20 protein-coding genes and 1 tRNA gene are annotated in these 21,751 nt (G+C 71.3%); 12 read left to right on the forward strand and 9 right to left on the reverse strand.

What is annotated here, in order from left to right:
- The first annotated feature begins 98 nt into the window (after positions 1-98).
- Together B6G06_RS10430 and B6G06_RS02000 are read left to right on the forward strand one after the other, a co-directional pair.
- Entirely contained in the window at positions 99-1,715 is a 1,617-nt protein-coding gene (locus tag B6G06_RS10430; protein WP_240494080.1) for a peptidoglycan DD-metalloendopeptidase family protein, read from the forward strand.
- On the forward strand, positions 1,712-2,473 hold the full coding sequence (locus B6G06_RS02000; RefSeq protein WP_338025868.1) for a glycerophosphodiester phosphodiesterase family protein: 762 nt from the start codon (positions 1,712-1,714) through the stop codon (positions 2,471-2,473). The genes B6G06_RS10430 and B6G06_RS02000 overlap by 4 nt, the downstream gene beginning before the upstream one ends.
- A 523-nt stretch (positions 2,474-2,996) precedes the next feature.
- Here the strand turns inward: B6G06_RS02000 and B6G06_RS10175 are convergent.
- Positions 2,997-3,134, reverse strand: a complete 138-nt coding sequence (locus B6G06_RS10175; RefSeq protein ID WP_164505179.1) for a hypothetical protein — start codon at positions 3,132-3,134, stop codon at positions 2,997-2,999.
- Between the two features lie 103 nt (positions 3,135-3,237).
- On the opposite strand from B6G06_RS10175, the gene B6G06_RS02005 reads away from it, so the two are divergent.
- Entirely contained in the window at positions 3,238-3,429 is a 192-nt protein-coding gene (locus tag B6G06_RS02005) for a hypothetical protein (RefSeq protein WP_081170709.1), read from the forward strand.
- An 817-nt stretch (positions 3,430-4,246) separates the two neighbouring features.
- Positions 4,247-4,465: a helix-turn-helix domain-containing protein gene (locus B6G06_RS02015; RefSeq protein ID WP_205635464.1), complete on the forward strand. Its 219-nt coding sequence runs from the start codon at positions 4,247-4,249 to the stop codon at positions 4,463-4,465.
- 23 nt (positions 4,466-4,488) lie between these two features.
- On the opposite strand, the gene B6G06_RS02020 is transcribed toward B6G06_RS02015, so the two are convergent.
- The 7 genes from B6G06_RS02020 to B6G06_RS02050 form a co-directional block, all read right to left on the reverse strand.
- The gene (locus tag B6G06_RS02020; protein WP_081170715.1) at positions 4,489-4,815 is read right to left on the reverse strand and encodes a ribbon-helix-helix domain-containing protein; all 327 of its coding nucleotides are present in this window, start codon (positions 4,813-4,815) and stop codon (positions 4,489-4,491) included.
- Between the two features lie 13 nt (positions 4,816-4,828).
- Entirely contained in the window at positions 4,829-5,104 is a 276-nt protein-coding gene (locus B6G06_RS02025; RefSeq protein WP_081170718.1) for a hypothetical protein, read from the reverse strand.
- 219 nt (positions 5,105-5,323) lie between these two features.
- Positions 5,324-6,229 carry a DNA adenine methylase gene (locus B6G06_RS02030; protein WP_081170720.1) on the reverse strand — a complete coding sequence of 302 codons (906 nt, stop codon included), beginning with the start codon at positions 6,227-6,229 and terminating at the stop codon, positions 5,324-5,326.
- A gap of 4 nt (positions 6,230-6,233) precedes the next feature.
- Positions 6,234-7,811, reverse strand: coding sequence for a ParB/Srx family N-terminal domain-containing protein (locus B6G06_RS02035; RefSeq protein ID WP_081170722.1), 1,578 nt, complete (start codon positions 7,809-7,811; stop codon positions 6,234-6,236).
- 42 nt (positions 7,812-7,853) lie between these two features.
- Positions 7,854-8,135, reverse strand: a complete 282-nt coding sequence (locus B6G06_RS02040; protein WP_081170724.1) for a ribbon-helix-helix domain-containing protein — start codon at positions 8,133-8,135, stop codon at positions 7,854-7,856.
- Between the two features lie 344 nt (positions 8,136-8,479).
- Positions 8,480-8,555 (reverse strand) — tRNA-Arg (locus B6G06_RS02045).
- A gap of 86 nt (positions 8,556-8,641) precedes the next feature.
- A complete protein-coding gene (locus B6G06_RS02050) occupies positions 8,642-9,964 on the reverse strand; it encodes an Nramp family divalent metal transporter (protein WP_081170726.1) in 1,323 nt (440 codons plus the stop codon).
- A 123-nt stretch (positions 9,965-10,087) separates the two neighbouring features.
- Between B6G06_RS02050 and argS the strand changes: the two genes are divergently transcribed.
- The 5 genes from argS to rho all read left to right on the forward strand — a co-directional run bounded on the left by argS (position 10,088) and on the right by rho (position 18,148).
- Positions 10,088-11,764 (forward strand): arginine--tRNA ligase, encoded by a 1,677-nt coding sequence (argS, locus tag B6G06_RS02055; protein WP_081170728.1) that lies wholly within the window; start codon positions 10,088-10,090, stop codon positions 11,762-11,764.
- A 95-nt stretch (positions 11,765-11,859) separates the two neighbouring features.
- Positions 11,860-13,311 (forward strand): diaminopimelate decarboxylase, encoded by a 1,452-nt coding sequence (gene lysA, locus B6G06_RS02060; protein WP_080462601.1) that lies wholly within the window; start codon positions 11,860-11,862, stop codon positions 13,309-13,311.
- 155 nt (positions 13,312-13,466) lie between these two features.
- Positions 13,467-14,807, forward strand: coding sequence for a homoserine dehydrogenase (locus tag B6G06_RS02065; protein WP_081170730.1), 1,341 nt, complete (start codon positions 13,467-13,469; stop codon positions 14,805-14,807).
- 2 nt (positions 14,808-14,809) lie between these two features.
- Positions 14,810-15,709 carry a homoserine kinase gene (thrB, locus tag B6G06_RS02070; protein WP_080462503.1) on the forward strand — a complete coding sequence of 300 codons (900 nt, stop codon included), beginning with the start codon at positions 14,810-14,812 and terminating at the stop codon, positions 15,707-15,709.
- Positions 15,710-16,192: 483 nt separating this feature from the next.
- Entirely contained in the window at positions 16,193-18,148 is a 1,956-nt protein-coding gene (gene rho, locus B6G06_RS02075) for a transcription termination factor Rho (RefSeq protein ID WP_080462502.1), read from the forward strand.
- A 152-nt stretch (positions 18,149-18,300) separates the two neighbouring features.
- Here the strand turns inward: rho and B6G06_RS02080 are convergent, their stop codons facing one another.
- Positions 18,301-18,507 (reverse strand): hypothetical protein, encoded by a 207-nt coding sequence (locus tag B6G06_RS02080; RefSeq protein ID WP_125898868.1) that lies wholly within the window; start codon positions 18,505-18,507, stop codon positions 18,301-18,303.
- Between the two features lie 731 nt (positions 18,508-19,238).
- Here B6G06_RS02080 and rpmE point away from each other — a divergent pair.
- From rpmE to prmC, 3 genes are all read left to right on the forward strand, one after another.
- Positions 19,239-19,451 carry a 50S ribosomal protein L31 gene (rpmE, locus tag B6G06_RS02085; RefSeq protein ID WP_080462500.1) on the forward strand — a complete coding sequence of 71 codons (213 nt, stop codon included), beginning with the start codon at positions 19,239-19,241 and terminating at the stop codon, positions 19,449-19,451.
- Positions 19,452-19,565: 114 nt separating this feature from the next.
- On the forward strand, positions 19,566-20,666 hold the full coding sequence (gene prfA / locus B6G06_RS02090) for a peptide chain release factor 1 (protein ID WP_081170732.1): 1,101 nt from the start codon (positions 19,566-19,568) through the stop codon (positions 20,664-20,666).
- 92 nt (positions 20,667-20,758) lie between these two features.
- Positions 20,759-21,634: a peptide chain release factor N(5)-glutamine methyltransferase gene (prmC, locus tag B6G06_RS02095; RefSeq protein WP_081170734.1), complete on the forward strand. Its 876-nt coding sequence runs from the start codon at positions 20,759-20,761 to the stop codon at positions 21,632-21,634.
- The last annotated feature ends 117 nt before the right edge of the window (positions 21,635-21,751 follow it).

Consider the following 21,751-nt stretch of genomic DNA (forward strand, 5'->3'; position numbering starts at 1 on the left):
AAGGTGAATGAGGCCGAGCCGATCGTCGGCCCGACCCGATCTCTGCCGCCCCCCGGTAGTGACCGGGGATGTCCCCGAAACGATCTGGAGAATCCCGCGTGAGCCAGCCTCCCCTGACACGCCGCCAGCGCCGCGATGCGGAGCGGGCTGCCCAGGCCGCGCTCGCGGAGGCCGCGGGGAGCGGCCGGGTCGAGGGCGCCATCCCCGACGCGGGCGGCTCCCATCGCGCACCCATGGCGTCCCCCTCCCGGGTGCCAGCGGCGCCTTCCCCCGGCGTCCCCACTCTCACCGCCGCCTCCGGGCCGAGCGCTCCAGCCCATGCCGCCGCGACGCCCCGGGCCCCTCTCACCCGCAGCGAGCGCCTGCGCCAGGCGCGTCTCCAAGCCGAGCGGGAGGCCGCGAACGGAGCCCTCAGCGCCGCGGGCGCACTCCGCACCGCGCGTACCGCCGACGTCGCCCTCCAGTTCCCGGATCCGCCCCCGCACGTCGGCGCGATCGGGCCCGTCGCGGCGCTGCCCGAGAGCGCGATGCCCCGGGCGAGGGGGCCCGTCGCGGCCGAGCCCGCGTCGCCCGCCCCCCGGGCGCTCGAGCACGAGGCGCCGGAGCTCTGGGATCGCGGTGCGGAGGTCGAGCGCCCGAGCCGACGCTCGCTGTCCGCTGTCGCCGACGCCCCCGCGATGGTCGTCCACAACGATGCCCGCGAGTCCACTGCGCACGAGGTGCTCAAGCCCTTCGGCGAGCCCGCCGCGGATGCCGGGGTCGCCGTCCCCGAGACCCCCGCGCCGCGCCCGCGCCGCGGCTCCGATGGGCCCACGGTGGAGATCCCCGCCTCCGAGCAACCCACCCCCGCAGATTTCGACACGGACCCCGAGGGCGCTGAGGCGATCGTCGCGCCAGCGCCCGCCCGCCGCCGCACCCTGCGCGGTACCACCAGCCGGGTCGCCGTGCTCGCCGTGCTCGCCGTCGCCACCGTTGTCGCGCCCCTCCAGGCCCGTGTGCTCGGCAATGGGGACGGGCCCTCCTCCGCCTCCGCGGCGGCCTCCACCTACGCGGGCACCGCGATCGGCACGCCGTCCTCCGTCTCCGCCGGAGTGCTGGGCTCCGACGCGGGCTTCGAGCCCGGCACTGACGCCGGGCTGTCCAACGCCCCCGACGCCGCCACCCTGGCCCGTATCCGCGAGGCCTACGACAACGCCGCCGTCACCTGCGCCGCCCGGTCCTCCGGCGCCTCCGGGAACACCAGCGCCTTCACCAAGGCTCCCGAGCTCTTCTACCCGATGGTCTCGGGGACCTACGAGCTGTCCTCCGACTACGGCTACCGCATCCACCCGACCCTGGGCTACCAGAAGCTCCACGCGGGGCAGGACATGTCCGCCCCGGTCGGCACGCCCATCTACGCGATCGCCTCGGGAACCGTGGTCGAGGCCGGCATGGTGGACGGCACCGGTACCGTGACCATCGAGCACAACATCAACGGCACCACCTGGTACTCCTCCTACCTGCACATGTACGGGGACGGGATCTACGTCAAGAAGGGCGACACCGTCGGGGCCGGCAAGCTCATCGCCGGCGTGGGCTCCACCGGCTACTCCACAGGACCGCACCTCCACTTCGAGATCCGCACCAAGAACGACACTGCGGACTCCTCCACCGTCAACCCGTGGACATGGCTTCAGGGCAACACGGCCGCCGAGCTCACCACGAACTGCTCGTGAGAGCTGCCCGTCGGCGCCGCTGCGCCGTCATCGCCCACCGGGGAGGGGGCGGGGAGGTCCCGGAGAACACCTGGTCCTCCCTGGAGTACACGGCCGGGCTCGGACTGGACTGGATGGAGACGGACCTGCGCGCCACGGCGGACGGCGTCGTCGTCCTGTCCCATGACCCGGATCTGGAGCGCACCACGGGCGACCCCCGTATGGTCGGGCAGACCCGTTGGGCGGACCTGGCCATGACCGACGCCGGTGACGGGCGCCCGCCCGTGCGCCTCGACGAGGCCCTCGAGGCGCACCCGGGCCTGTTCCTCAACACCGATCTCAAGGACGACCGCGTCGTCGAGGCGGCGATCGCTACGGTGAGGCGCGCGGGTGCGCTGGAGCGGGTGCGCTTCTCCTCCTTCTCCTCGCGCAGGCTCGACCGGGCCCGCGCCCTGGAGCCCTCCATCCGCTCCTCCCTGGGAATGCGGGACATCATCGCACTGCTCCTGTCCGCCGAGGCCTCCCCGCCCAGGCGGCTGCTCCAGCGCGCGCTCCTCGAGCGCCTCTCCCACGGCGGCCGGGTCGACGCCGTCCAGATCCCCGTCGCGCAGTGGGGTGTGACCGTGGTTACCCGTCGTCTCATCGCCGCCGCTCACGCCGCGGGCATGGAGGTTCACGTGTGGACTGTCGACGAGCCGCGGGAGATGCGGCGACTGGCGGGTCTCGGCGTGGACGCAATCATCACCGATCGCCCCACCCTGGCTCTCCACTCCCTCTGATCGAGACCGGTCGAAAACAGCGCCGAAACCGGTCGAAATGAGGAGTGAGACCGGTTCACCTCCACTGGCAGGGCGCTCAGCCCCGCGTGAGAGCGCCTGTGGTCCCGCGTCCGGGCGCCACTGGACGCGCCCGTCGCCACCCGCCGTCATTTCCCAGGCGCTTCCCAGTGCAACAGGGGGTGTGCTCCCAGGTCCGGCGAGTTACATAGTGACTGCCGCCGAACGGTGCGGGGCGTGAGGGTTGGGGAACCCGGTGACCGCTTCGTATCGAGATCGGTGCGGGTTTTAGGGAGCCCGTTCCGGTCGCTTCGGTGAAGGGGGACCGCTCCTCCCTTGTCATGGGAACCGGGGGAGTCGAGCGGCCTCGTGAGCGAAGGGCCCGTGGGCCCGGGTGAGAGCCCGGGCCCACGGGCCCTCGACTCTTCTCTCGCCCGTCGCCCTGCCCGGCCTCCGGTGGGCAGGGCAGGGGGTTGACAGGTGTCCACGCCACCTTCTCTAATACAGGCATTGCTCCCCACCGCCTTCACGGGTTGGTGGGGATTTTTTTCAACCCAAGGAACCCCATGCGCCAGGCCATACCCTGTCCGCCGTCCTCGTCATCGACTACCAGAACGTCCACCTCACCGCCCGCGACATCTTCAACAAGAGCGGCGAGACCCACGACTCCCTCATCCACCCCAGCACTTCGCCGAGACGGCCATCAGGGTCCGCAACGAACGACGGTGTCGATCTAACGGGCCTGATCCGCTCACTTCGACCGCGCGGTGCAGTACCGCGCTATCCGCTACGGGCAGGGTCTGGACGAGGCCGACGCCGTGGCCATGGTCGGCTCCACAGGCGACTCTTACGACAACGCGATGGCTGAGGCTCTCGACTCCCTGTACAAGGCCGAGCTGATCCGCAACCGCGCTTACCCAGACAGCCCGGCCCTGGCAGGGTATCGACGTCGCTCGTGATCGCCACCACCGAAGCGGGCCCGCTGCTGCAACACCATGCGTCCTCACCCCGCCATCGCCATGCACACCCCTATCGAGCGCGAGAGCGCCCGGCAACCGGCCGCCGGCAAGCAGACCACCAACCACCCCCAGCCGACGACCACCGACATCAGACAAAACCCCACCAAACCCGGGGCTTGACACAGGATGTCCCGGGCGCGCTCGACGAGGCCGTGCGCGGCCAAGAGGTTCCGGCAGCCGTGATCCCACAGGGTGTCGATCGACTCTATCCACTCCGCTACCGGCGCCAAGTACTGGGGCCGGCTGTCACCGGTCGGAGCCAGGTCGTACCGGAGACGCCCATCGGTGGTGATGCCGAACGTCGCAGGCCCTGAGAAGGCCTCGCTCGCGAATGGGCTGGGAGGACGCCTCAACCCATCGAGATAGGCCCGCAGCTCCTCGGGCAGGGGCTGATCGCAGCGATCAGCCCACCACCTGCGATCCAATGACAGATCGCGGTACTCCAGCGCGACTCAATCGGCGTGCTCAGCGATGTCGTTGTCCATGTCTGCCTCCTCTGTGACGGTCCCGATGTGACGGTCCCGACGCCGGGGCCTGTCGTCGTTGTCGTGGGGCGTGTGAGCACGCCGGCGACCGGGGCAGGAGGCTGGCGGAGCCACGCGCGAAGAGAGGGGCTGTCCACCATTCATGGTGGCCGGTCCCTGTCGCTCGGGATTGTGGCGCGGGGGGTCGGTGGTGTCTGCGCGCGGTGGACAGTGCGGTGGCCGGGATGCTCCAGGAGCGTCCGACGCGCAGGGCGGGCAGGGAGCCGGTGCTGATGCGGTGGCGCACGCCCTGGGGGGGGGGCGATGCCCAGGCGCTGGGAGGCCTGGGCGACGCTGCCATCTACACCGGGCGCGCCCGTGCCCTGAGCGAGGCGGATATCGAGCGGGCCAGGGCGCGCGTGGCCGCGGGCGTGCCCAAAGCCCACGTCGCCCGCGATCTGGGCGTGCACCGCTCCACCCTCCACCGGGCACTCAGCCGGCAGGCCGAGTGAGGGCTGCGGAGCCGGTTGGCGAGTCAGGCGCTGGCGAGGTAGGCCTCGACGGCGTCGCGGATGACGGCGCTGGGGGTGGTGGAGTGGGCGGCGGCGTAGGCGTCGAGGGCGTTGTTGGTGTGCTCGGGCAGACGGACCTGGCGGCGCGGGGAGCGGCCGCGTCCGGTGGCGCGGGTGTGTCCGAGGCTGGGGCGACCGCGCAGGATGACGTCGAGCTCGTCGTCGCTGACGGCCGAGCCGTCGCGGTGGTGGACGGATCCGACTCGCTGGACCCGGCCGGCGGTGACGTCCTCGTCGAGCTGGTCGTAGTAGGCCTGCTCGGCCTCGGTGAAGGTGCGGTTGTCGGTCATCGGCGTGCCTTTCTCAGCGGTTGTCGTCGGTGGGTGGGATGAGGTCGCGGTAGAGGTCGGTGACCTCCATGACGTGGAAGATGATGCGGGTACCGCGTCCGTCGACGCTCACGCCGACCTCGAGGTAGCGCATGGCGTGGGGGTGGGGCAGGCCGACGAACATGAAGGAGCGGGTGCCGCGGCGGCGCGCCGTGATCTCGATGTAACCGACGTTGTGGACGACGGCGTATTCGGCGTCCACGCGGGAGATGCCGTGCTTGTCGGCGCTGGTCGTGAACTCGAACCCCACACCATTATGGTACTACCCATTATGTTGTGGGTCAAGTCCTCCGGTCGGAGCGGGCTTCGGCACCCACCACCACACCCCAAGCGCGAGGCCAGGCAGTGCGTCGACGCGGGGGAGGCCGTGCCCGGGCCGCCACCCCTGCCCCTCTCCCTCCCCCACGCCCCAAGCGCCCGTCTTGGTTTTGGGGGGTTAGTGGCGCCCGTCCACAGTCCGGAACGCGATTCATCCAGCAGTAAGTGCGCGTGGCGAACTGATCCAGTGAGCGGTGCTCGTGCGGGTGACGCGGGTGTCGTCTGGGAGAGTGAGTGTCGGGCCGTAGACGATAGTCTCGCTGCCCACGTGCTGGATCCCGGCGGTGTGGGGGATGTCGAAGCGGGCGCAGCGCTGCTGGGCGTATAGGCCGTCCCAGATGGTTTCCAGGTCGTCGTAGGTCAGCACCCAGGGCCACGGGGCGGCGGTCAGGGCGGTGGCCAGGCGTTGGTGGGCTTCGTTGTCGAAGGCGTGCAGGTAGAGGTCGCGGGCCTTCTCGACGTAGGGGGGGTCGGCGTAGACCAGGACCTGGGGGCCCAGGGGGGCCAGGGAGTCCAGGAAGGCCATGCCGTCGGCCTGGGTGACGTGGATCCTGCCCTCGTGAGCGGCGATGGCCTCGATTCGCTGGCGCAGGGCGGTTTTGTTGAAGCGGGCGTCGATCTTCCACTTGCCCGTCTGGTCGAGGCCGCCGATGGGGCGGGCGTCGAGGATGCCGGAGCGGTTGGTGCGGTTGAGGAAGAAGGTTGCGAAGCCCAGTGTGAGATCATCGCTGCCGGTCTCGTCGTTCATGTAGACGCGGTGCTGGCGGTGCCACTGCCGGACGGTGATGGGGGTGGCGTCCATGAGGGCGCAGAGCTCGGCGGCGCCGTCCTTGGTGGTGATGGTGCGCCAGAAGGCGGCGATGCCGGGGTTGAGGTCGTTGAGGTGGATGTCGGTGACGACCTGGTCGGCCAGGAGTCGCAGGGCCGCGCCGGCGCCGCCGGCGTAGGGCTCGGCGTAGTGGGTGGGAGTGGGGTCCTGGCAGGTCGCGATCCTGGCCAAGAGCGGCGCGAGACGGGCCTTGCCCCCGGGGTAGCGCAGCGGCGAGAGATACCTCATGGGGCTAAGACTGCCCGTTCTCCTGGCCCGTGGACACCCTGGTGGAGCCTTGCGCGAGCAGGTTGGACATCGCGGTGAGTAGGGGCTCGTACCGCGCGGATTCCTGGCGGATTTCGCTCTCAGTGGTGACCCTGGTAGGGGAGTGAACCATGTCGTGCAGACGCGGCGCGGCGAACCCGTGATTCTCGGCCTTGGTGGTGAACTCCCAGTACAGGATGGCCAGGGCGCTGTTCTTTTGTTTCTTCAGGTTCTTAATCTTCGGGTCGAGGATCTCGATTGCCGCCTGGACCTGGTCGGCGAAATAGGAGGGCTTTTTCTGGTCATACTTGGCGATGAGCTGGGTGGTGGTCAGGTCGATCAGGACACGCAGCATGACCCCGCATATGTCCCGGTGCCTGCGGATGGATAGCTTCTGAGCCTGCTCGCCGATGGCGGCGATGCGGGGCCCGAAGGGGGTGAAGTTGACAGTGGGGAAGATGTGGTCCTCTGACGGCTTGGGCATAGGGTTCGTCTCGACCGGATGCGGGGATTCATCACGACGATCCTGAGGGTGTGGGGTGGTCGAGATATCGCGCTCCTGGTCAATGGTTTCCTTGGAACTCGATCCGGCCGGCCGGTCGGCTGACTTGACTCCCGTGCCGTCCGAGCGATTGGCAGTTCTCCCTGTTCCGCCTTTGTCGGAGTTGGATGGGGGACGCGGGCCAGGGGCGGAGGGGAAGAGCTCGTCCTGGCACTGGATGAGTGGGTTGAGGGTGTTCAGGATGTAATCCTTGATCTGCTCAGTGTCCCTCAGGGATCTGGCGTCGATCCTCTTGTTAGCGATATCGGTGAGCATCCGCCGCATCGGCGCCCGTACCTCGATGGCCTTGTAGCCGCATTCGATGCCGTTGGCCCCCATGGACACTCTGAGGGTCTCACGGAACGCCTTTTTGGTGGCGATCCGGGTCATATAGGTGTACTGCGTCTCCTCCGCCTTGAGGACTAGGTCGTGCATCTCCTTGTCGGACTTATAGACCCTGCGCAGCCATCGCCACATCTCTGGTCCGTATTTCCGGGGGTCGCCGCGCTTCACGCTGCGGTTGTATTTGGCCTTGGGGTCCCATCGATAGGTGCCCTCGCCGCCGCCCGGGCCCATGTGCTTGATATCGATCCACATCTCCGCCGCCTGGCGCGAGGGATAGATGTAGCAGGCTGCAGTGCTTGGCGCTTGGACGCCGGGGTCTCTTCTCACCAGGGCCGCGAAGGCCTGGCGGGCCTCTTGCGCTCTGGCGCTGATTCTCGGTGGGTCGGCCAGGGATCGTAGTGCCAGAAGCCGACGATTGCCCTCGATGACGGTGTAGCCTCCGGCGGGGCGCGGGATGACGTAGAGGGGGTCGGCATTGTTGAGGCCGTTCTCGCTGATGTGGCGTCCCAGGCCGCAGATCGACTTCTCCGCCTCCTCCCAGAGGAGATCGGTTGCCTCCTGCTCATCGGCGGCTTCACCGGTGCGCGGGTTCTCCAGATCCAGGTGCAGGTCCGTGATCGGCAGGTCCCGGTGTTGAAGGTCGGATGGCGGGTCGGCCGGGTCGTTGGGGGCGGGCATGGCGCTCTCCTGGGGCGGGGTGGTGATGGGAGGTCTGTGGGGTCAGGCTGCGTTGAGGTAGGCGGTCAGGGCGTCGCGGATGACGGCGCTGGGGGTGGTGGAGTGGGCGGCGGCGTAGTCGTCGAGGGCGGTGTTGAGGTGCTCGGGCAGGCGGACCTGGCGTCGGGCGGAGGCGCCGGCGCCGGTGGCGCGCGGGGAGTCGAGGTTGGGGCGCCCGCCCATGATCGCTCGGAGTTCGTCCTCGTCGGCGATGTCGCCTCCGCCGAGCGGCTGGCCGATAGGGCGCAGGGCGTCGAGCTCGTCATTGGTGGTGGTACGGGTCATCGTTCCTCCCATTCGGTGTGGCCGGGCGCGTACTCGATGTCCTGGTGCGCGATGCGGTGCTTGTCGGCGCTACTCGGTGTAGTGGATGGGCATACCGGTATTGTGCTACAGAACTTGGGGTGGTGGGTTATTCGGGGGCGTCGTCGTTGGCCCCGTGGCCTCTGCTAACGCGACTAGTGATGGTGGTGATGCTAGTCGCGCGAGTGGTGCTGTGCCCGGTCTGGTGGGGGCGCGGCGCGCTCGCACCAGACCGGGCGGGGCTGAGTGGAGGGCCGTGATGGCGGCGCATGAGGGTCTGGACGATGCGGCTTTCGGCGCCGGCAGTGCGCCGGGCGGGGGCTCGATGGTGCCCCGGACAGGATTCGAACCTGCGACCTTCTGCTCCGGAGGCAGACGCTCTATCCACTGAGCTACCGGGGCCCGCTGCGCGACTGTACCAGCGCCCGGCCTCGGGGAGAAACCGACGGGCGGCTCGTGGCGCTCCTGGCCCGCCGACCGGTGTCGGCTCATATGAGCGTCAGGACGATAAGGGCCCCGTTGAGCGCGATGATGAGCCCGGCGATGGCGCGGGAGGACCAGCGCAGCGCTGCGCCATCGCGCCAGGGGCCCATGACCTCCTCCGAGCCGGTCAGTCGCATGAGGGGCACGATCGCCAGTGGGATGCCGAAGGACAGCGCCACCTGGCTGAGCACGAGCGCCCAGGTGGGCTCGGCCCCCGCGCCGATGATGAGCAGCGAGGGCGCCAGGGTGATGGCGCGCCGGGCGAGCAGCGGGACCCGCAGCCGCAGCAGCCCCGCCATGATCTCGCTGCCCGCGTAAGCGCCCACCGATGTCGAGGCCAGGCCCGAGGCCAGCAGGCCGACGGCGAAGACCGCGCCGACCACGGGCCCCAGGTTGGCGGCGATGGCGGCGTGCGCCCCCTCGATGGTGTCGGTCCCCCGCTCGCCCGCCAGTGCCGAGGCGGCCAGGAGCAGCAGGGCGATGTTGACCGTCCCCGCCACGGCCAGCGCCCATACAACGTCGATGCGTGTGGCGTGGATGAGGCGGTGCGTGCGGGGGCCGCGGTTGGGGCCATCGTCCGCGCCGGTCAGCGCGCGGTTGTGGTCGCGCACCAATGAGGAGTGCAGGTAGATCGCGTGGGGCATGACGGTGGCCCCCAGCATGGAGGCCGCCACCAGCAGGCTCCCGCTTCCCTCCAGGCGCGGAACGATCCCCGTGGCCGTGGCGCCCCAGTCTGGCGGCGCCACTACCAGTCCCCCCATGAAGCCGATGGTCACCAGCGCCAGGAGCCCCACGACGACGCCCTCGAAGGTTCGCTGTCCGCGCCTGTCCTGGAGGGCGAGCAGCGCCATGGAGACCGCGCCGATGCACACGCCGCCGACGAGGAGGGGCATCCCGGTGAGCAGGTGGAGGGCGATGGCCCCGCCGATGATCTCCGCGAGGTCCGTGGCGGCGGCCACGAGCTCGGCCTGCGCCCAGTAGGCCAGGCGGGCGGGGCGCGGGAGCCGGGCGCCCAGGAGCTCGGGCAGCGAGCGCCCGGTGACGATGCCGAGCTTGGCCGACTGGTACTGGATGAGGATGGCGGCGGCGTTGGCCGCCAGGAGCACCCACACCAGGAGGTAGCCGTAGCGCGCTCCCGCGGTGATATTGGCGGCCACGTTGCCGGGGTCCACGTAGGCGACCGCCGCGACGAAGGCAGGGCCCAGCAGGGCCAGGAGCCGGTGGCGCGCCGCGATCGCGTCGACGGCGTTATGGCCCACCGCGACGCGCGCGGCCGCAGCGGGCAGGGCGGTGCGGTTGGTCGGGTCGGGGGGAGTGCGGATGTCCATCGTGCGCCAGAAGGGGTTTCGGTTCTCCGAAAGTCTACTCGGATCGGCGCGCTCGGGCGCGTCCCCGCTCAGGTCCCGGTTCTCCCGGGGGCGCCCGGACTCGGGTCCGGTACTCTTGCGGCCGTGACCCCAGAAGAGCTCGCCGCAGCAATCCGCACAGTCCTCGCCTCCGCCGTCGATGACGGATCCCTGGCCCTCGCGCCGGAGGACATCGGGCTCCCCAAGGTCGAGCGCCCGCGTAACCGCGACCACGGGGACTGGGCCACCAATGTCGCCATGCAGCTGGCCAAGCGGGCCGGGACCGTCCCCCGCGCCCTCGCCGAGCTCCTCGCCCCCCGCATCGAGGCCCTCGACGGCGTCGCCTCCGCCGAGGTCGCCGGCCCCGGCTTCCTCAACATCCGCCTCGACGCCGCCAGTGCCGGCGAGCTCGCCCGCACGATCGTTACCGCGGGCGAGGCCTACGGCCGCAATGAGACGCTGGCCGGCCAGCACATCAACCTCGAGTACGTCTCCGCCAACCCGACCGGCCCGGTGCACCTCGGCGGCGCCCGCTGGGCCGCCGTCGGCGACTCCCTGGCCCGCATCCTCGCCGCCTGCGGTGCCTCAGTCACCCGCGAGTACTACTTCAATGATCACGGGACCCAGATCGACCGCTTCTCCCGCTCCCTGCTGGCCTCGGCCCGCGGCCAGGAAACCCCCGAGGACGGCTACGGCGGCGCCTACATCGCGGAGATCGCCGAGCGGGTCACCCGCTCCGAGACCGCCGCCGGCCGCCCCGCGCCCGCCGGCCTGCCCGACGCCGAGGCCGCCGAGGTCTTCCGCTCCCGCGGCGTCGCCCTCATGTTCGACTCCATCAAGGCCGAGCTCCACGCCTTCCGCTCGGACTTCGACGTCTTCTTCCATGAGGACTCCCTGCACGCCTCCGGCGCCGTGGGCCGCGCCATCGAGCGCCTGCGCGAGCGCGGCGTCATCGACGACCACGACGGCGCCGTCTGGCTGCGCACCACCGACTTCGGCGACGACAAGGACCGCGTCCTGATCAAGTCCGACGGCGACGCCGCCTACTTCGCCGCGGACCTGGCCTACTACCTGGACAAGCGCGAGCGCGGCGCCGACTGCGCCATCTACCTGCTCGGCGCCGACCATCACGGCTACATCGGCCGCATGATGGCCATGTGCGCGGCCTTCGGGGACACGCCCCAGGTCAACATGCAGATCCTCATCGGCCAGCTCGTCAACCTCGTGAGCAAAGGGCAGCCGGTGCGCATGTCCAAGCGCGCCGGCACGATCGTCACCCTGGAGGACCTCGTCGACGCCGTCGGCGTGGATGCCTCCCGCTACGCCCTGACCCGCTCGTCCATGGACTCGATGATCGACATCGACCTGGACCTGCTGGCCTCCTCCTCCAATGACAACCCGGTCTACTACGTCCAGTACGCCCACGCCCGCACTCGCAATGTGGCTCGCAACGCCGCCGAGCACGGGGTCGCGCGGGAGGCCGGCTTCGATCCCGCCGCCCTCGACGATCCCGCCGACGCCGCGCTCCTGGGCGCGCTCGCCCAGTACCCGGCGGTGGTCGCCCAGGCGGCCGAGCTGCGCGAGCAGCACCGCGTGGCCCGCTACCTGGAGTCCCTCGCGGCCGCCTACCACACCTGGTACGGCGCCACCCGCGTCACCCCGCGGGGGGATGACGCCATCACCCCCGGCCACGTCGCCCGGCTGTGGCTCAACGACGCCGTCAGCCAGGTGCTCGCCAACGGCCTCGCCCTCCTGGGCGTCAGCGCACCGGAGCGGATGTGAACGCCCCCGCCCCCGGCTCCCAGGAGGCCGTGGTGCCCGCTGCGTCCGGCCGGACCCCAACCCCCACCGGGCGGCCCGCCCCCGGCCAGAGCCTTGTGCCCGCCGGTGAGCCGCCCCTGGGCGCCCTCGTCGCCCCCGAGCCCGCCGAGCGCCCCGATCTGTGGCCCACCACCGCCCGCCGCGGCGACGATGGCCAGCTGGTGGTCGGCGGGCGCTCTGTGTCCGAGATCGTCGCTGACGCCCCCACTCCCGTCTACGTTCTCGACGAGGCCGATATGCGCGGGCGCGCGAGCGTGTGGGCCTCCGTCATGGCCGAGGAGTTCTGGCCGGACTACGGCATGAATGGCGGCGATGCCTTCTATGCCGGCAAGGCCTTCCTCACCACTCGCGTGGCCCGGTGGATGCTCTCCGACGGCCTCGGCATCGACACCGCCTCGCGCGTCGAGCTCGCCATCGGCCTGGCCGCCCTCACCGGGGAGGGGGACGGTTCCGAGTCCTTCCCGCCCTCGCGCCTGGGGCTGCACGGCAATGGCAAGACCGCCGCCGAGGTCGCCATGGCCGTCCAGCAGCGCCTCGGGCACCTCGTCGTCGACTCCCCCGAGGAGATCGCCTACGCCGCCGAGGCCGTGCGCCGCCTGCGCGCTGAGGGGATCTACGGCCCCGATGAGCGCGCCGGGCTCATGGTGCGCCTGACCACCGGCATCCACGCCGGCGGGCATGAGTTCATCTCCACGGCCCATGAGGACCAGAAGTTCGGCCTGTCGGTCCACACCGGCGCCGCCCGCGCCGCCATCGACGCGATCATCGCCGCGCCCGAGCTCGAGCTGCGCGGCCTGCACTCCCACATCGGCTCACAGATCACCGATCCCGCGGGCTTCGAGGCCGCCGCCGAGGCGGTCCTGCGCCTGCGCCACGAGGTCGCGGCCGACACCGGCGTGCTGTGCGAGGAGATCGACCTGGGCGGCGGGCTCGGCATCGCCTACACCGGCGCCGACGCCCCCGCGCCCTCGCCGGCGGCGCTCGCCCGCGCCCTGGCCGCCGTGGTGCGCCGCCTGTGCGACGAGCTCGGCGACGCCATCCCGCATGTCTCGGTGGAGCCCGGCCGTTCCATCGCCGGCCCCGCCCAGGTGACCCTCTACACGGTGACCGGCCTCAAGCGCGTCGAGTTGGGGCAGGGCGCGAGCCGCCTCTACGTGAGCGTCGACGGCGGCATGAGCGATAACCTGCGCCCGGCCCTCTACGGCGCCGACTACACCGCGCTGCTGGCGGGCCGCCGCCCCGACCCCGCCGTCGGCCTCGTGCGCTCCCGCCTGGTCGGCAAGCACTGCGAGAGCGGGGACATCGTCGTGCGCGACGTCGACCTTCCCGCCGACCTCGCCATCGGTGACGTGCTGGCTGTGCCCGCCACCGGCGCCTACGGGCGCTCGATGGCCATGAACTACAACCTGTTCACCCGCCCCGGTGTCGCCTGGGTGCGTGACGGACGCCAGGGATGGATCCTGCGCCCGGAGACGGTGGAGGACCTCATCGCCCTCGAGGGGGAGTAGCCCCTCCACCGCCCCTGCCGCAGCAACGGCAGGGGCGCATGGGCAAGGGCTGTCCCCCACAGGGCCCGCCATGCGCCGGGACGGCCGCGCGGCACCTGGGCGGCCCCGTCTATGCTGACCCTGCCCCGCCCGCCGCACGAGAACAAGGTGGTCCCATGACCCAGCAGGCTCCGCCCGCAGCCCCCGCTTCCCGGGCCGCGCACCCCGTCCTCAAGGTCGGCGTCCTCGGCTCCGGAACCGTCGGCACGCAGGTCGTGCGCCTGCTGGGCGAGCAGGCGGAGGAGTTCGCCGCCCGCAGCGGCGCCCGCCTGGAGGTCACCGGCATCGCCGTGCGCGACCTCGACGCCCCCCGCGACCCGGCCGTGCCCCGTGAGCTCCTCACCGACGACGCCACCGCCGTGGCCACCGGCAACGACCTCGTCGTCGAGCTCATCGGCGGCATCGAGCCCGCTCGCACCCTCATCCTGGCCGCCTTCAGGGCCGGCGCCTCCGTCGTCACCGGAAACAAGGCCCTCATCGCCGCCCACGGACCCGAGCTCTACGCCGCCGCCGCGGCCGCCGGCACTGACTTCTACTACGAGGCTGCCGTCGCCGGCGCCATCCCCGTGGTCTACGCCCTGCGCGAGTCCATGGCCGGGGACCGCGTCACCTCCGTGCTCGGCATCGTCAACGGCACCACCAACTACATCCTCGATGAGATGAGTACCAAGGGCCTCGGCTTCGAGGAGGCCCTCGCGGCCGCCCAGGCCCTCGGGTACGCCGAGGCGGACCCCACCGCCGACGTCGACGGCCTCGACGCCGCCGCCAAATGCGCCATCATCGCCTCGCTCGCCTTCCACACGCGGGTGGGCATCGATGACGTCGACGTCACCGGCATCCGCTCCATCACCGCCGACGACATCCGCGAGGCCCGCGCCTCGGGTTGCGTCCTCAAGCTCCTGGCCGTCGCCCAGCGCCGCGAGGACGACCACGCCAACGGCGTCTCCGTGCGCGTCCACCCCGCCCTCGTCCCGGCCGACCACCCCCTGGCCGGCGTCCACGGCGCCTTCAACGCCGTGCTCGTCGAGGCCGAGTCCGCCGGCCGCCTCATGTTCTACGGTCAGGGCGCGGGCGGGGCGCCCACCGCCTCCGCCGTGCTCTCCGACGTCGTCGCCGCCGCCTTCCACCGCATCGGCGGGGGGCAGGCGCCCCGCGAGCTCGCCTACGCCGACCTGCCGATCCTCGGCCCCGAGTCGGCGCTGACCCGCTACCAGGTCCAGCTGCGCGCCGTCGACGCCCCCGGCGCGCTCGCCGCGATCATGCGGGCCATGGCCGACCACGGCATCTCCATCAACTCCGTGCGCCAGGCCTCTTATGTCTCCGACGGCGTCGACCCGCTCGTCACGATTGTCACCCACCCGGCCGCCGTCCTTCACCTCGACCGGGCGGTTGAGGCCCTGCGCGGCATGGAGCAGGTCCGCGAGGTCGTCTCCGTCCTGCGCGTCGAGGGGGAGTGACGATGCGCATCGCCCACGAGGAGGCGCGGGTCCGAGTCCCCGCCACCACCGCCAACATGGGGCCGGGCTTCGACTCCTTCGGCATGGCCTTCCGCTTCTACGACGAGGTCAGCGTCCGCCCCATCATCGGCGTCACGAGCGTGCGCGTCGAGGGTGTGGGCGAGGGCGTCGTTCCCACGGATGACGACAACCTCGTCGTGCGGGCCCTGCGCGCCGGGCTCGAGGCCGCAGGCGCCCCCCAGGCGGGCTTCGAGATGCGCTGCATCAACCGCATCCCCCACGGCGGGGGGCTCGGCTCCTCGGCGAGCGCCGCCGTCGCCGGCCTCATGCTCGCCCGAGGCCTGCTCTCGGACCCCCGGGCCCTGCCGCTTGACTCCGTCTTCTCCCTGGCCACGAGCTTCGAGGGGCATCCGGACAACGTCGCCCCCGCCGTCTACGGCGGCGCCACGGTGGCCTGGATCGAGGCCGACGGGAACCCCCGCTCCGCCCCCATGCCCGTGGACGGCTCCCTGCCGGTGACGATCCTCGTGCCGCCCCCGGCCACGCGCCTGTCCACCGAGGAGGCCCGCAGGGTCCTGCCGAACTCGGTGCCCCGCGCCGACGCCCTGTTCAACACCTCCCGGGCCGCGGTCCTCATGCTGGCCCTCGCCGGTCGCCCCGACCTGCTCATGGCCGGCACCGAGGACCGCCTCCACCAGGAGTACCGCCGTGACGTCCTGCCCGGCTCCATGGCCGTCATGGACTCCCTGCGCGAGCAGGGCTACCCGGCGGTCATCTCGGGGGCCGGCCCCACTGTGCTGGTCCTGGCGCGCCTGGCCGATCAGACCCGCTTCACCCTGGAGCAGCACGGCTGGCGGGTCCTGGTCCCCGGCATCGACACCCAGGGCGCCCGTCTCCTGTGACCGGCCCCGTCGCTGACCGCGCTCGGGACCCTCCTCCCCCCCCGATCGAGACCGGTCGAAAACAGCGACGAGACCGCCCGCGCTCCGGCACCGGATGCGCTTCGGCATCCTCGCCGTCGGCGAGATCGTCGCCGTCCACGCGGGCCCGTCGAAGGCGCCGACCCCCGCGAAGTCGCCGAGCGCCTCGTGGAGGCCGCGCCTCCCCATCCCCATGGGGTACCGGGGCGGTGCGGGGCAGTCGGTCCCGGCCCGCCGTGTGTCGGCGGTCGCACTGGGGAAGGTCGTGGATCCCTGCTATGCTGCATGCAGCGGCCGAGCAGTAGCGCCTCCCCGTGGCGACGCAGCCAGCCCGCCGCGAGCACTGAACCACCGGACCGAGGGAGCACCCTGGCGCCGCGCAGTGCAGCACCTCTCCCGTGAATGAATCCGGGTTTTTCCCCATCCGCGCGCAGTCATCGCGCGCGCCACACCATGAGGACACTCGTGACTGAAACTTCCAGCGCCCCCGCCCTGACTGCCATGCGCTTGGCCGAGCTGCAGCGGCTCGCCTCCTCCATGGGCCTCAAGGGCACCTCCCGTATGCGCAAGAGCGAGCTCATCGCTGCGATCCGCGACGGCGATCCCTCAACGTCGCGAGGATCGACCGCGCCCGGCGCCAAGGACGGTGCGGCCCCTGCTCCCGAGCCCGCCGGTGCCCCCGCCCAGACTCCCGCGCCCACTGAGGCCCCCGCGCAGGGCGCCTCCCGCCCGCGCCGTCGTCGCGCCACAGCCGCCGCCGGTGCCCCGAGCGATGTCCCCGCATCCCTCGAGCTCGACCTCCCCGCCCGATCGGAGCACGGTGAGGATGCCCCCGCTCAGGGCTCCGACAGTGGGTTCCGTCCTCGTCGCGAGCGCACCGACCGTTCTGACCGGTCCGAGGAGGGCGTGCGCCGCCGCCGCCGCGCCGAGCGCGACTACCGCCCCGCCGACGCCCCCGATTCCCCCGAGGACCACCTCGACGCCAAGGCCGCCCTCATGCGGGACCTGGCCGACGTCACCGGCACTGCTGCCGTCGAGCCCGCTGAGCGCGGCCGCCGCGACGATCGCCCTGAGCGCGAGGGCCGCGATGGGGAGGACGAGGGCCGCCCCGGGCGCCGTCGTCGGGGCCGCAAGCGCGGCCGCGACCGCTACGACGACGAGGGGGACAACCGCAACCAGCAGCAGGGCAGGCAGCGCGCCCCCCGCGAGGACGAGGTCCTGCTCCCCGTGGCCGGCATCCTCGACGCCTCCGACCCCAACCACGCCTACCTGCGCACCTCCGGCTACCTGCCCGGCCCGAAGGATGTCTACGTCTCAGCCGCCCAGGTCAAGGAGCACGGCCTGCGCCCGGGCGACGCCGTCTCGGGCTGGGTCCGCGAGGGCGGCGAGTCGGCTCAGTTCGCGGGTGGTCACGGCGGGCGCCAGAATCGGCGGCAGAACCGTGCGGGTCGCGTCAAGTACAACCCCCTGGTCTCCGTGGAGACGATCAACGGCATGGACTCCGAGCGATCCAAGCGCCGCCCGGAGTTCGCCAAGCTGACCCCCCTCTACCCGCAGGAGCAACTGCGCCTGGAGACCACGCCGAAGGCCGTCACACCGCGCGTGATCGATCTCGTCTCCCCGATCGGGAAGGGCCAGCGCGGGCTCATTGTCTCCCCGCCCAAGGCCGGTAAGACGATCGTCCTCCAGCAGATCGCCAACGCCATCGCGGTGAACAACCCGGAGGCCCACCTCATGGTCGTGCTCGTCGATGAGCGCCCCGAGGAGGTCACCGACATGCAGCGCACGGTCAAGGGCGAGGTCATCGCCTCCACCTTCGACCGCCCCGCCTCGGATCACACGATCGTCGCCGAGCTGGCCATCGAGCGCGCCAAGCGCCTTGTGGAGCTCGGGCAGGACGTCGTCGTGCTCCTGGACTCCATCACCCGCCTGGGCCGCGCCTACAACCTCGCCGCCCCCGTCTCCGGGCGCATCCTGTCCGGTGGTGTGGACGCCGCGGCGCTCTACCCGCCCAAGCGCTTCTTCGGCGCCGCGCGCAATGTTGAGAACGGCGGGAGCCTGACGATCCTGGCCACTGCCCTGGTGGAGACCGGCTCGAAGATGGACGAGGTCATCTTCGAGGAGTTCAAGGGCACCGGAAACATGGAGCTCAAGCTCTCCCGCCAGCTCGCCGATAAGCGCATCTTCCCGGCCGTGGATGTGGCCGCCTCGGGCACGCGCCGCGAGGAGCTGCTCATCGACCCGGCCCAGCTGAAGATCATGTGGCGCCTGCGCCGCCTCTTCGCGGGCCTGGAGCAGCAGCAGGCCCTCGAGCTCGTGCTCTCCAAGCTCAAGGACACCCAGTCCAACGCCGAGTTCCTCATGGTCATCTCCAAGACGACGCCGTCGGGCACCTCCCTGGCGGACGCCGACGACGAGTGACGCACTGACGAGTCCCCCCGGCGATGGCGTGCGCGGATGGGCCGGCAGCCTCGACATGGAGGCTGCCGGCCCATCCGCGCACGCGCCATGCGGGCGCCGCGCTCGGGCATCGCGGAGGGAGCTCGGATACGAACCGTCCCGTGGGCCTTGCCTCACCGCTTCTCAACGCGCTGCGAGGGGGGTGCCGGTGTCCGGGGATCATCCCGTAGCGCGAAGGAGGGTGGGAGCCTCACCCCCTCGGCGGCGAGGTGGCGCCGTAGGGCGATCTCGCCACCGAGGATCACGATGACGCCCGCCACTCTGATGATGATGTTGACGACCCCCGCGGTCCCGAGCTTGGCCAGCTCACTCAGGTTCATGAGGAACGCGATGCAAACGCCCAGCGTGAACGGGAATCGAGATCGCAGGAACCACCTCAGTAGCATCCGTTCCTCCCGTATTCGACTTCAGTCGGGTACAGCCAATAGTGAATCTTGATGCGATTTCCATGGCCGTAATAACTGGAAGCCGCAGCGGCCCAGCTCCCCTCGATAAAGCTACCTACCGTTGCGACGCTCACTCCCATTGCTGTTGCGAGCGGCCGGCAAGACATGATCCCTCCCGAGATGAAGCGCCTCTGCTCACACCTTATATTATACGACCGACCTGCGGATTCATCAAGGGGTGCGGAGGGAGGTCGAGAAGCGAGACTCTGTCGAGCGGTTCCAAGGAAAAGTCCCAATGGCGTTGTGGTGATAGTGGAGATGTGGTTAGGGGGCGATGGGGCCTTCCCGAGGATCGCTTGGCCGTCTACCGCGCGCTCACCACGAAGCGGCGTCAAAGGCGGCGGGCGACGCGGATGCGGATGAGCGCCGCCCTGAACGCGATCAGCTGCCGGATCGCCCGCCCGGCGCACCGGGGACCCGGCCATGGACGAGCATGGTCAACCGCCCGAGAGGAGCGTTGCAGAACCGTCGGCTCCGGGTGCCCGGCGTCACTGGCCGCCGCGTTGTGCCGCCGGGGCTCGCGGCGGCATAATCGCTCACGGCCTCCGGTTCACCTCCGCGCCCGCGGGGGACCCGGGACCCTCTGATCGCTGAAGGAGATTCCTATGAAGCAGGGCATCCACCCCGATTACGTGGACACCACGGTCACCTGCACCTGCGGCAACACCTTCGAGACCCGCTCCACCGTCACCTCCGGTGAGATCCGCGTCGATGTGTGCTCCGCCTGCCACCCGTTCTACACGGGCAAGCAGAAGATCCTCGACACCGGCGGCCGCGTCGCCCGCTTCGAGGCCCGCTACGGCAAGCGCAAGAAGTAAGCATCCTGACCGGCGCCGGCGCCCGGCTCCCCGAGAGCCCGGCGCCGGCGCTGCCGCATTCCAGCAACCGCCACCAGGCCGGCCCGTCAGCGCGAGCCCCACGAGAGGACCACTATGAGCGAGGACTTCAGCGCCGTCGAGCCGCTGCTCGCCGAGTACGCCCAGTTGGAGGCGGAGATGGCCGGGCCGGCCGCGGCCGATCCCGCCGTCATGCGGCGCCTCGGGCGGCGCTACGCCGAGCTCGGGCGGATCGTCGCAGCGCACCGCGCCTGGGCGGGCGCGCGGGCTGACCTGGACGATGCCGTCGAGCTCGCCGCCGCAGACCCCGACTTCGCCACCGAGATCGCCGATGAGCTGCCCGCGCTGGAGGCTGCCGAGGCCGAGGCCGCCGACCGCCTGCGCCAGGTCCTCGTTCCCCGCGACCCCGATGACGCCCGCGACGTCATCATCGAGGTCAAGGCCGGTGAGGGCGGGGAGGAATCCGCTCTCTTCGCCGCCGACCTCGCCCGCATGTACACCCGCTACGCCGAGCGCATGGGGTGGAGCGTCACCATCATGGACGCCACCGACTCCGAGCTCGGCGGCTACAAGGACGTGCGCCTGGCTGTCAAGGCGCGCGGCGCCGTCGAGCCAGCCGACGGGGTATGGGCCCGCCTGAAGTACGAGGGCGGCGTCCACCGCGTCCAGCGCGTCCCCGTCACTGAGAGTCAGGGCCGCATCCATACCTCCGCTGCCGGTGTGCTCGTCATGCCCGAGTCCGATGACCCCGGTGAGCTCGAGATCGACCCCGCCGATCTGCGCATCGACGTCTTCCGCTCCTCCGGCCCCGGCGGTCAGTCCGTCAACACCACCGACTCCGCCGTGCGCCTGACCCACCTGCCCACCGGCATCGTCGTGTCCATGCAGAACGAGAAGTCCCAGTTGCAGAACAAGGAGGCGGCGCTGCGGGTCCTGCGCTCGCGACTGCTCGCCGAGCGCGCCGCCGCGGCGGCCGCCGAGGCCGCTGAGGCCCGCCGCTCCCAGGTGCGCACCGTGGACCGCTCCGAGCGCATCCGCACCTACAACTTCCCCGAGAACCGCATCGCCGACCACCGTACCGGCTACAAGGCCTACAACCTCGACGCCGTCCTCGACGGCGACCTGGGGCCTGTCATCGCCTCGGCGATCGCCATGGACGAGGCCGAGCGCCTGGCAGTCGTCGGGGACCGGGAGTGAAAGGCAGCTCGGGGGGCGGCTCGGGGGCGGGGGCCCCCCTCAACTGGTCGCAGGCTCCTTCACGCCTGTGGGGCGAATCCCCCCAGGAGCCGTTGGACCGCTTCGCGCTGCGCCGCCTGGTCCGTGAGGCGGGCCGCAGGCTGGAGGAGGCGGGGGTGAGCTCGCCGGAGCATGACGCCCGCCTCCTGGCCGAGCACGTGGTGGGGACCTCACTGGTCATGTGCGAGGGGGCCGACGGCGAGCAGGTTGCGCACTACCTGAGCCTCATCGGGCAGCGGGCAGAGCGCGTGCCGCTCCAGCACCTCACGGGCGTCATGTGGTTCCGGGGGCTGGAGCTGGAGTGCCGACCGGGCGTGTTTATCGTCCGTCCCGAGACCGAGGTCGTGGCCGGCGCCGCCATCGAGGCGGCTCGGCACATGAGCGCCGACGGCGTCGCCGCGCCCCTCGTCGTGGACCTGTGCACCGGCAGCGGGGCCATCGCGCTCGCCGTCGCCGCCGAGGTGCCGCGCTCGCGCGTCGTCGCTGTCGAGGTGGCCGACGACGCCGTGGACCTGGCACGCGACAACTGCGAGCGCCACGCACCCGGGCGGGTACGACTCGTCCAGGCTGACGCCGCCGCCCCCACCACGCTCGCCGAGCTCGACGGGCAGGTCGACGTCGTCGTCTCCAACCCGCCGTACGTGCCCGACGGCGCGCTCGAGGATGCCGAGACCGCGGACCACGACCCCCACCGCGCGCTCTTCGGTGGGGGAGGGGACGGCCTTGCGCTGCCCACCGCGCTCGTGCGCCGGGCCGTGGCGCTGCTGCGGCCCGCGGGCGTGCTCGTCATGGAGCACGACGCCGGGCAGGGGGCCGCGCTGCGGGCGGCCGCCCTCGGTGCCGGCTTCACCGAGGCGGTCACCGGCCAGGACCTCGCCGGTCGCGACCGCTACCTACGGGCCGTCACCGAGCGAGCCTCACGGGCTTGAACCGTCCCTTCGGTGCCTCCGACCCCGCGGCTGTTCGACTCGGTCGCGCGGGGCGATGCCGGTCAACAGTCGGCCATCGACATCCTCGTTGACCTTGAGAGTGCCATGTCCGGCAGG

The sequence above is a fragment of the Actinomyces gaoshouyii genome, assembly GCF_002076915.1.
Taxonomy (GTDB): domain Bacteria; phylum Actinomycetota; class Actinomycetes; order Actinomycetales; family Actinomycetaceae; genus Actinomyces; species Actinomyces gaoshouyii.

Coding starts and splice junctions, on each gene's coding strand:
- B6G06_RS02030 (WP_081170720.1), bottom strand. CDS start 6,229: ATGAGGTATCTCTCGCCGCTGCGCTACCCCGGGGGCAAGGCCCGTCTC.
- thrB (WP_080462503.1), top strand. CDS start 14,810: ATGCGCATCGCCCACGAGGAGGCGCGGGTCCGAGTCCCCGCCACCACC.
- prfA (WP_081170732.1), top strand. CDS start 19,566: ATGAGCGAGGACTTCAGCGCCGTCGAGCCGCTGCTCGCCGAGTACGCC.
- B6G06_RS02035 (WP_081170722.1), bottom strand. CDS start 7,811: ATGCCCGCCCCCAACGACCCGGCCGACCCGCCATCCGACCTTCAACAC.
- rpmE (WP_080462500.1), top strand. CDS start 19,239: ATGAAGCAGGGCATCCACCCCGATTACGTGGACACCACGGTCACCTGC.
- B6G06_RS02020 (WP_081170715.1), bottom strand. CDS start 4,815: ATGACCGACAACCGCACCTTCACCGAGGCCGAGCAGGCCTACTACGAC.
- B6G06_RS02040 (WP_081170724.1), bottom strand. CDS start 8,135: ATGACCCGTACCACCACCAATGACGAGCTCGACGCCCTGCGCCCTATC.
- B6G06_RS02080 (WP_125898868.1), bottom strand. CDS start 18,507: ATGAACCTGAGTGAGCTGGCCAAGCTCGGGACCGCGGGGGTCGTCAAC.
- B6G06_RS02065 (WP_081170730.1), top strand. CDS start 13,467: ATGACCCAGCAGGCTCCGCCCGCAGCCCCCGCTTCCCGGGCCGCGCAC.
- B6G06_RS02050 (WP_081170726.1), bottom strand. CDS start 9,964: ATGGACATCCGCACTCCCCCCGACCCGACCAACCGCACCGCCCTGCCC.
- B6G06_RS02015 (WP_205635464.1), top strand. CDS start 4,247: ATGCGGTGGCGCACGCCCTGGGGGGGGGGCGATGCCCAGGCGCTGGGA.